General features: G+C 64.3%; 8 protein-coding genes. 4 read left to right on the forward strand and 4 right to left on the reverse strand.

The window, feature by feature from the left end; all coding sequences use genetic code 11:
* Window positions 1–3 precede the first annotated feature (3 nt).
* Together GC092_RS13835 and GC092_RS13840 are read left to right on the forward strand one after the other, a co-directional pair.
* Entirely contained in the window at window positions 4–1,452 is a 1,449-nt protein-coding gene (locus GC092_RS13835; protein ID WP_324012658.1) for an ATP-binding protein, read from the forward strand.
* Window positions 1,449–3,437, forward strand: a complete 1,989-nt coding sequence (locus GC092_RS13840) for a Druantia anti-phage system protein DruA (RefSeq protein ID WP_324012660.1) — start codon at window positions 1,449–1,451, stop codon at window positions 3,435–3,437. Before GC092_RS13835 ends, GC092_RS13840 begins: the two co-directional genes overlap by 4 nt.
* On the opposite strand, the gene GC092_RS13845 is transcribed toward GC092_RS13840, so the two are convergent.
* Genes GC092_RS13845 through GC092_RS13860 form a run of 4 tightly spaced genes read right to left on the reverse strand, consistent with a single transcriptional unit; the run spans window position 3,434 to window position 14,191 of the window.
* Window positions 3,434–4,675: a PD-(D/E)XK nuclease family protein gene (locus tag GC092_RS13845; RefSeq protein ID WP_324012662.1), complete on the reverse strand. Its 1,242-nt coding sequence runs from the start codon at window positions 4,673–4,675 to the stop codon at window positions 3,434–3,436. The two genes, GC092_RS13840 and GC092_RS13845, sit on opposite strands and share 4 nt — an antisense overlap.
* Window positions 4,672–10,245, reverse strand: a complete 5,574-nt coding sequence (locus tag GC092_RS13850) for a DEAD/DEAH box helicase family protein (RefSeq protein WP_324012664.1) — start codon at window positions 10,243–10,245, stop codon at window positions 4,672–4,674. The genes GC092_RS13845 and GC092_RS13850 overlap by 4 nt, the downstream gene beginning before the upstream one ends.
* On the reverse strand, window positions 10,242–11,330 hold the full coding sequence (locus GC092_RS13855) for a hypothetical protein (protein ID WP_324012665.1): 1,089 nt from the start codon (window positions 11,328–11,330) through the stop codon (window positions 10,242–10,244). The genes GC092_RS13850 and GC092_RS13855 overlap by 4 nt, the downstream gene beginning before the upstream one ends.
* Window positions 11,330–14,191, reverse strand: coding sequence for a hypothetical protein (locus tag GC092_RS13860; RefSeq protein ID WP_324012666.1), 2,862 nt, complete (start codon window positions 14,189–14,191; stop codon window positions 11,330–11,332). The genes GC092_RS13855 and GC092_RS13860 overlap by 1 nt, the downstream gene beginning before the upstream one ends.
* Window positions 14,192–14,522: 331 nt before the next feature.
* Between GC092_RS13860 and GC092_RS13865 the strand changes: the two genes are divergently transcribed.
* Together GC092_RS13865 and GC092_RS13870 are read left to right on the forward strand one after the other, a co-directional pair.
* Window positions 14,523–14,777 (forward strand): hypothetical protein, encoded by a 255-nt coding sequence (locus GC092_RS13865; RefSeq protein ID WP_324012668.1) that lies wholly within the window; start codon window positions 14,523–14,525, stop codon window positions 14,775–14,777.
* Window positions 14,774–15,778: a zeta toxin family protein gene (locus GC092_RS13870; protein ID WP_324012670.1), complete on the forward strand. Its 1,005-nt coding sequence runs from the start codon at window positions 14,774–14,776 to the stop codon at window positions 15,776–15,778. The genes GC092_RS13865 and GC092_RS13870 overlap by 4 nt, the downstream gene beginning before the upstream one ends.
* Window positions 15,779–15,855 lie beyond the last annotated feature (77 nt).

A 15,855-nucleotide genomic window follows, 5' to 3' on the forward strand; every position in this document is an offset into this window, starting at 1 on the left:
AACATGGGCGGATTCCAGGACCGGACGCTCAGCCTGCTCGTACCCGCGAATTTCATCAGGGCGATCCGCGAATCGGGCTACGTCAGCCTCTCCACGTCGCTGGCAGAACTGATCGATAACTCGCTCCAAGCGAATGCTGCAGTCATCGACATCACGGTCGATCGGAGCGATCCTGATACGCTTCCTCGGATCTGTGTCGAAGACGACGGCGACGGTATGACCCACGACGAACTGGCGGCTTGCCTTCGCTTTGGTGGATCATCTCGCTTTGACTCGCGCTCCTCTCTTGGGCGGTTCGGTATGGGGCTACCTGCGGCATCGCTAAGCCAGGCACGCAAGGTCGAGGTGACAGCATGGCAAGCGGACACCGCTGCGCGGGCGGTTCACCTCGATGTCGACGCGGTGGCGCGCGGCGAGGAAGCACTGTTGCTTCGCGATGGCGTGAGAGGCGCCGCATCGTCAGGCTGCCGGGTCGTCTGGACGGAGTGCGACCGGATTGAGTACCGGCGCCTCGCATGGCTCGAGCGCGCGCTCCACCGCGATCTTGGCCGGATGTTTCGGAAGTTCCTCGCCCGCGGCGTGACGCTGCGGATCAACGGACATACGGTCGAACCGCTCGATCCGATGTTGCTTTCTACGGAACTCAATGGCCACGCGGCCCGGCTCGCGTTCGAGCCAATGCGCTACGAGATCGCTACCACGACCGGCGACACGAGTTTTGTAACGGTCACGTTCACGGTCCTCCCCGTCACTCGCTGGCATCACCTCGACAACACCACGAAGCGGAAGGCCGGCATTGTGGGACACGGCGGTGTCTCGATCCTGCGCGCGGGGCGGGAGATTGCCAACGGCTGGTACCTCATGGGGGGCAAACGGAAGGAGAACTACGACGACTGGTGGCGGTGCGAGATCGAGTTCGACCCCGCGCTCGACGAGCACTTCGGAATAACCGTCAACAAGCAGGGGGTGCGCCCCACCGCGGCGCTTCGTGAAGCGCTCGAACCCGAACTGGAGTCCATCGCCCGCGTCTTGAACGCCCGCGTCCGCCGTGCCTTCGAGGAGGTAAAGTTCGAGGCAGCCGTGCAAGGCGCTTGCCGCATCGCCGGCGCCGCCGACGCCGACCTCCCGGTGATCCGCACCTCGGGACGCACCACCGGAGCGCTGAGCTACCACCTTGGGGCAGATCAAATGTCGGGAGAGTCGATGTTCGATTTGACACTGAAGCAGCGCCACCTATACGTCACGATGAACATCGACCATCCGGGCTTCACCGCACTGTACGTCCCGCTCCAGGAGTTGGGCGACTCAGGTGCGCCCGTTCGCACGGCACTCGAACTGCTACTCCTCTCGTTCGCGCGATCGGTCGCCTCTGTCGGTGCGAGCGAGCAGGATTGTCGTGACCTGCTCCGCGTATGGGGTGCGACCTACGGACGGATGCTGCAGAAGTCATGAGCCACGAGAACGAAGCGAAGTTCATCAACATCTCACTGCCCAGGGGAACACGCCGCGTCGAGCGCGAGGGGTTCCTCCGACTCTGCAAGGCGCTCACCGCGGCGGCTCTCGACCCGACCGAGGCCATCGACCGGACGCGCTGGTTCGAGCAGGCGAAACTGGGCGATCTCTACAACCAGCCAACCCTGGCAGCGGCCGCGCATACCTTGATCGACCTGTTGGACCAGGGGTGGCAATTGACCGACTACAAGCACGGACCACTGCTGGCTCCGCCACCGTCGCACGCCGACCCCGAGATCGAGAAGGTACGGATCCGACGCCAAGAGCATCTGCGGCGTGACCCACAGCTTCGGAAGCCGAGCGTCAGACGGTTTGTCGAAAGGATGGAGAAGCCCCGCGAACACGGAGGACGACTAGTCTCCATCTTCAGCCTCATGCGCGATGGGCGTGAGTTGGCCGACGCCCTAGAGCGCGACCCCAATCCCGAGACCATCATCCGCCCATATATCCAGATCGTCGATGGCGGAAAGTGCGACCTGACGGGCTTCGCCCTCCACGACATCTGGCGCTATTTCCGTCACACCTGGTCGAACGCCTACTTCACGGTCCCTGGACGCTCGATGCCGATCCTCATTCGAGATGCGGCGACACCGAACCATGCTGTGATCGGCCTCGCCGCCATCTCAAGCCCCGTCGTCCAGATTGCCGAACGCGACCAGTGGATTGGATGGGACACCGACACGTTCCTAGAGTCGGTGCGCGCCAACCCGACGGACGAAATCGCCGTGTGGATCACCGAGCGTATCGACGCTCAACTCAGTGAGATCTACTTCGATGACCTCCTTCGGGACGGAGTCCTCCAGCCTACGGACCTGCGGCACCCCACCCCCGACGCCATCGCCCTGCTTCGGGCTGATGCAGAGCGACATCGCCAGAAGCATCACCGCGGCCCCCTCCAAGCTATGCGTCAGATTGAGCAGGACTCCTGGCTGGAGCGCGCGCTGACGCCGCTCTTTCGGAGCAAGCGCGCTTCGGTGCTCGCGGAAACCCTGGAGATCGCCTTCGTCCTCGGCCCATTCCTACGCCCGACTCCAACGGCCGAAGGGTTGAAGGAGGCCCTCGAGAACTCGAAGGCTCGGACGCAGATCCGCCGACTTGTCCGTCGCGCTCGAGGCGAACGCGTAGGCACCGTCATCGCTGACCTAACGGTGTGCGGTGCTGTCGCGCCGTACAGTGCGCTCGCTGCAGGCAAGCTGGTTGGAGCGCTTGCGGTCTCCCCGAAGGTCGTCGCGGCGTACCGCGCCAAGTACGCCCGCCCCAGCGAGATTGCCTCGTCAATCGCGGGGCGCTCCATCGAGCGCGAGTCGCGCCTCTCATTCATCAGCACCACTTCGCTCTACGGCAGCGGATCAAGTCAGTACAACCGACTTCGCTGGCCGGCTGATGTCATGGGCGGCTCGCGCGATGAGCAGATCAGTTTTCAGCAGCTTGGTCGGTCACGCTCATTCGGCACGTCGCAGTTCAGCGACGAGACCGTAGACGCGCTCGTGCGTTTGTCGCGACTCAATGGAACGACGGTTCGTGTCAACAGCCTTTTCGGCGAAGGCGTCAGCCCGCGCCTGCGGAAGGTCCGGCTCGGTCTCGCTGCGCTCGGGTGGCCGACGAACGAACTGCTTAAGCATGGCCGCGAACGCATCGTCTACGGCGTGCGCCTGGTGGAAAACCTGCGCGACTACTCGCTTGGCATCGATTCCGATCCGACGTATCTGATCGACGCTGATCTCACAAATGGTGAGGTAGAGGTCGCGCGCTGGTGGTTCGAGCGCTGGGGACGTCGCCGAGCGGAGCAAGCGCCGGTGCGGGAGTCGATGCGTGCTCATCGACTAGTGCGACCGTTCCGGCATGCGGCGCGAGTACCGCTGCCGAGCGGTGAGAGGGCAGAGATCGAGCAGAGCGACGGGACGCTCTGCGTCGAGAACCTCTAGGAAGAGACGACCTGGAACACCTCCGAGGCGGCCGTGAGGAGAGCAACCGGCGCATTCGTTTCGGGATCGAGCTCGTGGCGCAGCCCGAGTAGACGAACGTGATCACCAGTCGCGAAGGGCGGTGTTGCCGAGGTGGTTCGGAGCAGCAGGCGCTGGATTCCCGTTTCGGGGTCAATTACCCACCAACTCCGCTGCCCGTTCTGCTTCCCGATCTTCCCCTCGTAGTCGAACCACTCCCCGTCGCCGATGGCCGTCAGCTCTTGAGTCGACTCGTCCCAGTACGCAGCGCACAAGTGACGTACCGCACACCGTTCGCAGTTCGCTGGACTCGGCAATGGCGTGGGCAGCGTCGATTTCAACTCGACATCGGCGTACTCAATCAGAGCTGACACGGCTACGCGGAGCGCGTCCAGGTCTGCGCTCGACGGAACGGGAACATCGACGTCACGGTCGCGATACGCGACCGTGAGGCTCGCCGCCGGAAGTCGGGCAGGGTTCGCCTGCCGGTCCGCATCCCAGAGCAGGGCGTACAACCGCAGTTGCTCGTGATGCCCTGGAGCTTCGACCCCGGTCTTGTAGTCGACGATGTCGACTGAGACCCCAGAGATGGTGAGAAGGTCGACACGCCCGAGCAGCCGCAGTTCGTCGGCGACGAGCACCGCTTCGGCGTGCGATCCCTTCCCGAGAGCTCTGCGCGTGGGCTGGCCTCCACGCGCGGCAGCACTCCCGTCCCGCATGTCGCTCGACGCAGATGGACGTGGGACTAACACTGTCCGGCTGAGGTAGGTCTGCACCTGGACACGAGCATCCGGGATCTGAGCACGAAGCTCGCGCGCTATTCTGCGATGGCGATCGAGGTCGACGCGCGGGTTACCCTCCAGCGGGGCAAGTTGCTTGGTCACCACCTCTTCAACGACGGCGGTGATTCCGCCTAGATCGCGGAGCACCATTGTTGCCTCGACTGCCTGTGGCGACTCCACGCCCGCCTCTGCGAGCGCCTTGACAACGACTTCGAGCGTGCTGTGAACGACATCTCCGAACAAGGCGCGCGTACTCGGTAGCGACGGGTAGCCACGACCATCCCAGAGGTCTGGGTACGTGGCCCGCGCCAGCGCAAAGCGGCGAGGACAGGCTTCGATCTCCTTCAGGGACGAGTAACTCCAGTAACTCGGCGGCGAAGGGAGCAAGGCTCGGCTCCGCGCAATGCCCGTGTCGAGCATGCCTGCTATCTCAGTCACGCCAGCGCCTTCTCAACCTGGTGGCTGGCGCTCGGCAGATTCCGTGAAATCACGATGTCGTCGATGAGACGAACCGGAATGGTCGTCTGGTTCTCCTTGGCGTCGTTGAGCGCGGGGTCTGGCGCAAGGTCAGGAGTCAGAGGGCCATGAACACCGAAGATGAACTGCCGGTCGCCCCTCGTCGCCAGGATCGGTGCCAGCACCTGCCCGATGCCGGCAATGTTGACCTGCTGATCGCGCTCGAAGGTCACGCCAGCGATGTCGCGCCCGATGAGGTCGCGATACAGGCGGTCCGTCGAGAGCGCCAGGCGAGCCTCGTCAAGCCTCGGCGCGGTGCCGTCGAGCAGGTAGCGGAGTAGGCTCGCACCGACTTTGCGATCGAGCAGGCCGTGCTCGAAGCGATTACGGAAGCTCCGCAGGCAGCGATAGCAGGACTCGTCGCAGTCCGCTGGGCACGCTTCGAGCCGCTGCAGGGTCTGACGAAGGATGTCGATGCCGAAGTGTTCGACTCGTCGTGAGAACCCCGCGCCACCGGCAAGTGTGTCGTAGAGATACACCTCTGCCTCGAGTCCCTCCGCGCCGCCCAGCGTCAGCGCTGGGCGGAACTCGGCCTGAAGTTCCGTGGCCTCGATGTCCAACCGCTGCGTAGCCGCGATCGTCATCGCCTCCGCGATGGTGCGAAGCGCGACCTGGGTGGAGAGGAGTTGAGGGCCAAGGCGCACGGGACGCTTGACCTTGAAGCGCACCAGCAGCACATCGGTAATGAAGTCGGTCCCGAGCACGAGGCCGCTCGTCGAGGATGAGCCGGGGCAGTTCGGCTCCTGCTCGTCTGGATACGGCTTCTTATGCTGGCCCACGACGACGCCGGTTGCAGACTTGGTCGGTTCGATGAGGCCACACTTGAAGCAGTAGGTGTAGCCCTCGTTCCTTGGTCCGGTGTTCGTGACCAGCAGAGTCTCACGATGGTAGGTCTGCTGAACGCGATCGGTGACCTGAGTCCAGGCTGAGTCATCGGTAGGGCCAGGGGCGACTAGCTTGGCGCGAGTTGCGTAGCTTCGCGCCGGGGCATCATCGGGGCTGGTGCCAGGGTCTTCGTAGGCGGGGTGCGCGAACCCCGGCGGGCGCATCCAGGCCATCGCCTTGCCGAACGAGTCTTCAGACCCGCAGGCGGGGCACTCGCGGATTTCACCACGGTGCGCCTCCTCCTGATCGAAGTAGTTGGCGTAGTGGCATACCGTACATTCGAAGTAGAGCTTGTGCCCCTGCCATGCTTTGTACCGCTCAGCCCTTACCGGAGAGTAGACCGCGCCGGAACGCCATTCTTTATTGTCGATCCAGACGACTTTGCCCGGTGCGTATTGAGTCAGTGCCACCGGAAGCCCTTGGCTCGGCGCGTAGCGGAACGCTGCTCGAAAACGCTCGGACCTATCCACGTCGAAGACGTGGAATCCCGCTACGTCGGTCGGGAAGGCATATCGAGGAAGCACGCCCTTGTAGAGCAGACGGTCGAGCAGATTGGTCTGGCTGCGCTGAGGGCTTGGCTCATCCGCGCCGTCCTCGCCGGGGCCTTCCGCCTCGACCTCTTCAGGCTCTGGCGGGAGATCCCCCTCGACCGGCTTTGGCAGCATACCCTCGGCCGTCAGATCGAGTGCCTCGTCGATGTCCTCCAGCGTCCTGCTGACGATGCCATCGAGGACAGTATTCCGACTCTCGGACGTCAACTCAGATGGGAGCCAGCCATCGATGTCGTTCCTGAGCTGTGCCTCGTGCGTTTCCAGCCAGTGTGCGAAGTCGGTGCGATTCAGAGGGGACTGGGCGCCGACGAACTCCTGAACCGTCCCGAGCACTTCGAACAACTGGGATGATTGCGTCGAGGGGTCGAAGGTCGGCAGCCGATCCTGGTGATACCGCTGAAGCAGATAGGCAACGACGTGTCGACGAGCAATCTCGTCGTTGTCCATCGTGAGCACGGGATCGTCAACGCGGCCACGGATCATCTCGGCTGGCTCGCGGAAGTAGTGGTCATCGTGCGTGTCGGCACTACCGAAAGCGATCACGGTTGCCACAGAGTTGCCGCGACGTCCGGCACGACCAGCTCGCTGCTGGTAGTTGGCGCGGGACGGCGGCATGTTGCGGAGGGCGACGCCCGAGAGCGCGCCGATGTCGATTCCGACCTCCATCGTTGTCGTACACGACAGCACGTCGATGGCTGCCCGCTCCTGAGCGTTCGGTCCAGGGAGGCCGAGGTTGACGTCCTGAAAGAGCAATTCGTGCTCCTCTGCCTTCGAGAACACCGCGTCGGACTGCGCCGCGTTGAGCTGGGCGGTGTGCTCGGCCGCGATGATGCTCATCGGCGGTTCAGGCGGATTGGCGAGCGCACGGACGGTGCTCGCGCGGTAGTAGCCCTTGCGCGCCTGGAAGACAGGGTCCGTCTCAGGATCAAGAACGCGGACTTCGTCAACTCCGCAGTTGGCGCACTTGTTCGCACCAGGGAACGGCCGCTGGGTATAGCGGCAGCGTTCGCAATAGCCCCACTCGCCGCCGAGTTCGAGCGCAACCCGACTGGCGAGCAGATAGTACTTGTTTCCTGCCGTCTCGCAGAACTTCTGGCGCAGCGTCGGCAGCCAGCCCTGGTTGAACTGCTTGCTGATGGTAGCGGAGCCAAGCCATCGCTCGAAGGGGCGGAACTTGCCGGAGTGCGGACGCACGCCCTCCTTGACGCCACGCCAGTCGGCGGTCATAGACTGGAACCAGATGCCCCACGACGGCGTGCTCCACTGCGCCAGCCACAGGCGCACGAGGGCCAGCTTCCGCTCGTCGCTGTCTGCGACTCCTGGTATATCCGGCAGGACGTCGAGGAGGTCCTCACGAAGCGACCCCCGTTCGCGTAGCGAGGCAAGTCCGAGCGACGACAACCCGTAGTAGCGATCGGTCAAGGTCTTGTAGATGGCTTTGAGGAGCGACTCCGGCGTCTGCGGCTGCATCATGACCAGTTCGGTCCGCGCATCATCGTTTCCGTCGAGTGCACCAGCATCCAGAACCCGCCCAACGTCAGCAAGCGCACTCATCGACTCGCTCGGACGAAGCTCAGGGCGAAGACGCACCGATAGCCTCTTCGCCCCCACCATCGAGGCAAGCGTCAAGTGGTCAAGGCTGAGTTGCTTGCCGATCCCGGGGATGGTCGAAAGCTCGCTCCACCCACGCACGATGAGCGGCCGGATCACGTCGCGCATGGCGTAGCTCTGGAGGTTCGGCGCGAGTCGAGCTGCCACCTGCCGAGAGTCCGAGAACGCCAGCACCTTTCGACCGCGCAGCGGCGCGAAGTCGTTATACGGGCGTGACGGGGGCTGAACCTCGATCTGTCGCGTTACCAGCGCCTGGAACGGCTGGTCACCCTTGGTCTGATGGTCCTGCACTGAGGACCGACCGAATCCAGCTCTCTGTCCACAAACCCCGCAAGGACTGAACTCGCCGTTCGCCTTGACCTCGCTGGTACCGTCCACTTCCTCGTCGTCGGCGATGCCGACGTCGCCGGTTCGCTTGCCTGGCAGATACACCGTGCGAACCCGCGAACCGAGTTTCATCGGGTCGAGACGCCCGGTGACGAGGTCGAGGTCAGCGGGCTGTGTGACAAGTTGCGGATCGGGCTCCTCCATGAGCAAGTCGAGCGGCTGGAGTTCCTGGACCGCACCGGAAGCCACCTGGAAGCTGTTGCCCGGTTCGTGCCAAAGCGAGGACGGGTTCGCAAGATCGTCCGTGTAGGCACGCAGATACGCCGATCCACAGTGCCGACAGGTGAAGAGCTCGAAGACTCGGGAACCGCAGGAGCAAGTCGCCTGGGGCTGTGCGTAGAGCTTGCCGACGGGGCCGGGCGTCGAGTATCGCTCCCGATCTACGTGCGGGCAGTCGGCATCGGCGCACGCCCAGAGGCCGGGCAATCCCCGATAGAAGGCGTGGACGCGGCACGGGAGAAGACCCGCGTCGTCTGGCTTGAGACGAGCAGCACTCCCCAGCGCGACAAGGGCGGTGATTGCGCGATCCGCTGTCTCCTGATCGACACCAGGGAACACTTTCGCGCCGAGCTCGCTGACCGGCTGGGCCTGCTGCATCGTCTCGTTCACAAGCAGGTTCATGGGTTCGTAGGAGGCGAGCGCCTTGTCGAGGAGCGCGCCGACCGTCGTGCCTGGTTCGGCGGTCAGTCCGCGATACGACAGGAGGCCGGCGACGGCTTCGATGCGCTTGTCCTCTGTGGCGCCGTCATAGAAGTCTTCAAGCGAGACCGCCGCGAGTTGGGAGGCGTCGACAGCAGAACCGACGCCTGCCCTCGGACGAAGTGCCAACTTCCCGACGATCGTGCGGAAGTCGTCGGCGTCCTTGCCACTGAGCTGCGCGGCGAAGTGCCGCGCGTAGTCGGCGCTGTCGAAGCTCGCACTCGTGGCGATCACCTGAAGGCGATCCGCATCAATACCCAGCCGGGCACGCAGCCGCCGTAGGAGCAGGGCGACCTCGGCTCCCGCTGCGCCCCGGTAGAGGTGTGCCTCGTCAATGATGAGCAGGAACTTCTCGTCGGGATTGGTCGCCAACCATGCGCGCGTTGCATCGAAGACCGGGCGCTCCAGCGGGCGCATCAACATGTATTCGAGCATCGAGTAGTTCGTGATGAGCACGTCTGGCGGGGCGCCAAGCACCTCATGCCGCGTCAAGAGTTCGGCGTCGCGCGGCTGAAGGACGGCGCGCAAGAACTCTCCGTCCTTCTTCCAGCGCGACCCCTTCGCCCCATACCACTCGCGGAGATCTGGCTTCGCGGGCCACTTCCCGCGTTCCTTGAGCTTGCCGACGAGTGCGGTGGCGTCCGCGTGATACCGCGATGCCGGGTCATCGCTCCGGTCGAGCAGATCGATGTAGAAATCCTCAATGGACTTCAGCCGCTGCTGGTCGCGTTCTACCTTCCGCACTCCGGGGTAAAGCGTGCGGCTGGTGTACCTCGCGAAGCGCGCTGGGCGCTCGGCCCACGACTGAAACTGACTCGTCACGCGGGTATCACCGAGGAGCAAGCGGAGTCGACCGAGTTGGTCGTTCACGAGCGCGTTCATCGGGTAAAGGATCAAGGCGCGCACCGCAGGACGAGCGAACGAGTCCGGGCGGTTAGCTGCCTCCGCCGCGAGCTTCGCCAGCATCGGGAGCAGGAACGACTCTGTCTTGCCAGAGCCGGTACCCGTGGTCACCGCCAGGCTCAACCCGTCACGCATGGTGAGCTCCAGAGCTTCTGCCTGGTGCGTGTAGGGCGGGTCATAGAGGAGCGGCGTTCCTTCGTCCGAACTCGTGAGACGAGCGAACAGCGTCTGAACTGCTGGGTCGAGCGCCAACTCCACGAAACGCCGATCGGTCTGATAGCGCGGGGTGCTCTCGATGAACGGTGCCCGGAAGATCACGCCGTCCTCGTCCAACAGCGCGCGTCGTTGTTCGATGAGCGTCGGATGCCCTACGTGATAGGTCGCTTCGATGTAGTCGCGCAGAGCAGCCTGAATCTTGGTGATCGTCTCAGCGATCGTTGGTGCCTCTGCCGTCACTGGACTTCCTCATCGGTCGTGGTGGTCATCCACAGGGTCTCGGTCAACACCGACGCGAGACCTGTCAGCGCGGATGTCGGGAGCCGGTAGGAGAACAACGCACCGCGCGACTTCTCCACCGGCAATCCGACGAGTCCAAGGTATCGCTCCGCCCAACTCGGCAGCGGCGAAAAGAAGTCAACGACCGCCTGCGCGGGATCGACTCCGGGCACGGGACGAGTGCGGTACTGAAGCGGGGTGCCCCGCGCCGCGTCGATCGCGGCTTGGAGCCGCCACGCCTCGTCGCGCCCCGGCGCCACAGAACTGTCGACGGGAAGATCAAGAAGGCGTTCGGGAGTGCCGTCGACCAGTCGCACAAGGCACCAACGGTCCGCGCCATACGCCTGGGGACGCCTCCCCACGAATTCGCCGGAGTCGCCCTCGGCCGGATCGCGCCAGCGACCGCGATAGTACGTCGGACGAGTAGCGGGATCGATGATCGTCAGGCCGTCAACGAAACCTGCGGCCAGTGCGACGTCGAGTCGAGTCCGGTACTCCGCCAGGTAGTCGAGTGCCGGCACCGAACTCGGCTGCCCGATCCACCGTGTCTGGCTGATCTCGTGCAGACCCGCAGCACGAAGACGCGCCACGGCGTCGTCCGGGTCGAGTACCGCCGTGCGTGTGTATCCCTCGTGCTCAAGGGTGATGTCGCTTCCGACGAGCGCCAGGCTAAGAGGCCGGATGCCCGTCACGAGGTAGCGACCGGGAGACCGCTCGATGAAGCTTGGTGGCCCGAGATAGAGCAAGCGAGTCGCCCGATCGCTGGTCGCGTCGACCAGTTCGAGCAGATCTCCCGTCGAGATCATCTGGTCGAGCGTCGCCATCAGGTCATCCCGTGTTGGCGGCTGCGGGATCACCGGCATCAGGACTTCCAGTACCGCGTCCACGAGCGCCCTCGGCGTCGTCGGGCAGAGAAACGCGGCCGCCCGCCGAAGCGAAGCGCTCAATGCTTCCGGGTAGTCCAACGCGATGCTGCCGGCATCCAGCCCCAGCACTCGTACCGAGGTCGCGGAAACCTCGTCGGCAGTCCGTAGCGAAAGCTCCATCAGAATCCCCTCACGGCATCCTCTGCGTCCTTGAGCGCCCGCGTGCCAAGCACGGCAAAGCGCGCGGCCCGCAGCAGGATCGGCGAGTTCAGTACGTGCTGGAGCAGCACTCTGCGCTCGCCTGCCTCCCACTGCAGTATCTGCCCAGGATGCCCCGCGAGGGTGAGGAGGAAGCGAGCCGTCGAAGGGCGGTTTACGATCCCGTTCGCGCGGATTGCGCTCTCCGCGACTTCGGCAAACCCAATCAAGAGTGACGCTGGATTGAGCCAAGCGTGGAGGTTCATGCCGATCGTCCTTGCCAGCTTCCTCTGTTCATCGACTTCTCCGACCGCGCGCTGCATGTCATCGAGAAAGTCCTCCAATCCGTCGGCGCGCGCGATGTCTCGCTCGACCGATGCCCATCGACCTCCCGCGATGAGCGACACCAAAGCTCGGGTAATCGCTGCCAGCACCATGTCGCGCTGAAACTGCGCGAAAACGTCACCGGGCAAATCAGCGTCGGCCCATTGCTGGTAGGCGTTCACAAGCTTCATCGCTTCCTCCGGTGTCTTGCTCCCCGTCGGAACGTCAGGGATGAGACGCCGCACCCCTCGAAGTTGGTTCGGGTCTGTCGGAAGCAGGACCGTCGCCGTGGCATCGACGCCCTCCCCGGCAACCGCGCGGAGCAGTCCGCCAGACGCCGGAACCTCGATGTCCACTCCGGCCTCGCAGACGCTGGCAGCCAGCGGCGACTCCACGCGAAAGAGTTCGACGCGCGTCGCGCCGCTGTCCGTCCGATCGATTAGACGCGCACGGTTGATTTCACGATCTCGAAGCAACTGCCATCGAAGCGGTTGGAAGCCCCGATCCGCCGAGAGGACGGCATACCCCACGCCAGCACGAGAGACCGAAAGCTCAATCGACTCAGCCCGATCGAAGGAGCGGCTGAAGCGGGTGTCGCCGCGAACCTTCTTGGCGACACCAGCCCAGTCGGTGTCACGGAGCGGCAACGTGATCTGCTGACGAATGTTGGCAAGCTCAGCACTCGTCTCCGACCGGAGCACGACGGCAAGGTCGACGTGAAGCCCCTCGGGGCCGGCGATGGTGATAGCTTCCGGCTCCCACAGTTCGCTCATAGTAGGGCGAGCCGGGGATGCCAGCAGGCGGATTCCCTCGCCAGCCTCGGCCGCCTCGGAGCGCGCCTGCGGATCACGGATGGTGACCTGCAGAGATCCCTCGACAAGGGTCTGCTGCTGGGCACCCGTGAGTGTCACCCTCAACTCGTGCGAACCGACAGGCAAATCATCGAGGCTCAGGAAGAGTTCGCGTTCGCCATCCGGCCAATCCAGTGTGTAGCGGTTGCCAGCGATGATGAACGTACAGCCACTCGGGATCTGTTGAACGTGGATGCCGATAAGCCCTGGCTCACCAGCCAACCACTCGACCGCGCCCTCACCGTCCCACGCACTGGCGGCGAAGCCGACTGGACGAATAAACGCGTCGGACATGACGCTCAGACCCGAAGCGACCAGGGCAGCGGTGGCTTCCTCGGTGAGACGCTCGGGGACGGCAAGCCGCACCGCCTCAGCACCGACAACGTCGAGTGCGGTCGGCTCCACCCAGGGCAGATCAGGCACCGACCACTCGTCGTCATGGAGGACGTAGTAGGTGCTGTTGGGGCGGATCAGTTTGCACTTGACCTCAACGGCTGACCCCGGAGCGCGGCGCTTGAAAAGCCAGATCGGTCCGCGGCTGACCTCCACCTGATCTCGGACGAGTGCATTGACGGCAGGCTCGCCGTTCTCCAGTTGGATGAATGGCACCTCGGGGTTTGGGCGTCGCGTGAGACGGACTTCCTGACCTGCCGCCGTCAGTCGACCGCGCGCCACCATCGTCTGGTCGGCGCCCTCAACCCGTGCTCGCTTGGTGCGGAGTTCCTCATAGACGTGAGGCAGCCGCCCGCTGAGCGTGCTGAGGTCGGGCAGTTCCGCGAACAGTTGCCAGCCGTTCTCTCCAGCACGGAGGACGAGGCGTGGATCAGTCGGACTCGGCAGACGATCGTGCGAGGCCGATCCTGTCCCACGCGAGAGTCCTGGCTGGAACCCGCGCGCCCGTATCCGGTTGGCTGCCTGACGCGCGCGATTCAACCAGAACTTCGCCTGACGCTCTTGCTCGAGACCATCAACCAGGCGGAGCAGCGTCGAGCGGAGCAAGTAGGGGGAATCCTCCCCCTCACCGGACAGCAACGCGGCGGCGACCTGTCCGAGCAGGGAGGTGTTCTCACAAAAGATGCGGAACCGTTCGGTGTACCCCCAAGTGCGCGCCGCAAGGTGCTCGCCAAGCTCCTCGGGATTCTGGAGCAGGCTGGTCGTCAACCCCATGCGGAACTCGTAAAGGAGTTGAGCGAGATGTCGCTGCAGATAGATCGGCAGGACCGCGTGGGTGATCGGCCAGGCGATGATCGGGAAGTTCCTGGCGAACGCGCCCTTCGGGACAGCTCCGCCGTACTCGGTAGTGAATTTACGGAACCACATCCGAATACGGTCGCGGCTGCCGTACTGCGCCCATCCCGGTGTCGACTGCTCGAAGCTCAGCCAATACTCGCCGCCGATGTAGGAGTAGCCGGACTCAGCAGCGTAGACGATGAATGGGAGCCAGTTCTGCCGCCAGTAACGATGGTCGAATCCCTGCGCCACCGCATGGCGGACGGCGGCGCATAGAGCGTCTAGGTCCGTCTCGGAGAGCCCATGCTCCAAGGCGAATACTGGGGCGTCAGCGGCCAGAGTGCGCCGAGACTCCTGGAGGGCACGGAACTGCAAGTCAAGACGAACGTGGAGGTGGCCGAGCACATCGAGCGCAGTATCCGCGGTCAACGGTGTCACAGCACTTCCCCCTTCTCGTGTTGATCGCTAATTTATGCCTAACGCGCCATCGGCCTTCAGTCTGGCCCAGACCACAGACATAGTTTGATCGATAGGCAAGAAAAATGACGGTCAAGCGGTCCGGACCGACGACCCAACGCCGAGACCTATTGCTGTGGCGATGGCACCACGCCACGGGAATTAACCAAGCTTTCCGCGGACCCGCGATGTCTCGATCTCGTGCCCCAGGCAACGCGCAAGTGCACGTCCGATGGGGCAGGAGGCCGCGCTGGATGTGCGTGGGGTCCAGCGGGTGTCCGTGCCCGACTCGTAGACTCGCGTTGGAGGTCGAATGGCACCGCAATCGGCATGGAGGTCCAACGACATCGTCGCGTACAACGCCTTGCGCGACGTTGCGGACCTGGCGACCGCGGCCGTCTTGCGTCTTGTCGCGGACGGCGCGATCTCACGCGATAAGGCTGTCGCCGAGGTATCAGTGATCCGACATGAGATCTTCGATGTCGACGCATTCGACCGATCGACACTTGACACGTTGATTGATCGCCTCACGCACCGCATTGCCGAGTTCTCGAGGCCGCGGCCGTGACGGACCTCGAACTGGAAGCCGCCGAGACGCGAGCGATCTTCGACGCGACGATCGTGCCGTTCCTGTTCCCGTCAATGGACCGCCCCGAAGCTCCGGCCCTTACGCTCGTAGTCGGGCAGCCCGGCGCTGGTGCCGGCCGAGCGGCTCGGGCGCTGCTTGCGGAGCATCCTGGTGCGGCGATAGTCGACGGAGGGCGCCTGCGCGCGTTCCACCCTCGCTTCTTCGAGCTGTCGCGGTCGCGGTCCCCGGAAGCGCTGCGCATCTTCGCCGAGGCGACCTCGGTATGGCTACGTGACTGCCTGGCATATGCCCGGACGAATCGACACTCGCTCCTTCTCGAAGGATCCTTCTCGTCCGCTCGAGTAGCGATCGCCACCGCGGACCTGTTCCAACGCGAAGGCTTCGAGACGCACGTGGCCGTCGTCGGACAGTCGCGCGCTGTCAGCCTGCTGTCCGAGGCATCGCGGCACCTACTTGCAGCTCTCGACGAACGGAGCGCTCCATTCACTGACCGCGCAACGCATGACGCGGGGTTCGAGACGACGCGAGCGCTGGTGACCGCGCTCGAGGGCGACGCATCCGTCAATCGGCTAACCGTAGTCGGTCGTGCAGGCGACTGGGTCTTTGATGCCCGTCGCGCCGAAGGCTTCGCGGGAGCCAGCCGGGCGCTCGTACGCGAGCAGGTGACGCCGATGTCCGGACCCCAGGCGAGGCGGTGGCTTTCCGAACTCCGCGCAAGCACCGAGTTCGCGCTGAACACGCGCCGCGTGCACGCTCCACTGGCCGAAGTCCTTATGGAACTGCACGAGCTCGCGCTTGGCGAGGTTCTCCCTCGCCTGCCGCTGCCAGTGGAGTCCCTGGCCCGCTCCAGAGCGGAAGCGACAATCATCGCTCGGATCGACGCACTGCGGCGGGCAACACCAGCCGAGCGCACGAGTGTCGACATCGCGGAACCCGCTGCTGCCACGCCGGCGCCGCGCCTCGAAATCGGACTGGGATGAGCGAACGGGCCTCGCTGGCGCGCGTCGACCCGCTGCGCGATCAAGTTGTCGCAACCACGCTCTATGGTGGAGTCCGA

It is taken from the genome of Microbacterium sp. JZ37, from assembly GCF_035188445.1.
Lineage (GTDB): Bacteria > Actinomycetota > Actinomycetes > Actinomycetales > Microbacteriaceae > Microbacterium > Microbacterium barkeri.

What these genes read in the sequence shown, in the direction of transcription:
- GC092_RS13855 (WP_324012665.1), bottom strand. Translation starts at nt 11,330, where the DNA reads ATGGAGCTTTCGCTACGGACTGCCGACGAGGTTTCCGCGACCTCGGTA.
- GC092_RS13835 (WP_324012658.1), top strand. Translation starts at nt 4, where the DNA reads ATGGGCGGATTCCAGGACCGGACGCTCAGCCTGCTCGTACCCGCGAAT.
- GC092_RS13840 (WP_324012660.1), top strand. Translation starts at nt 1,449, where the DNA reads ATGAGCCACGAGAACGAAGCGAAGTTCATCAACATCTCACTGCCCAGG.
- GC092_RS13865 (WP_324012668.1), top strand. Translation starts at nt 14,523, where the DNA reads ATGGCACCGCAATCGGCATGGAGGTCCAACGACATCGTCGCGTACAAC.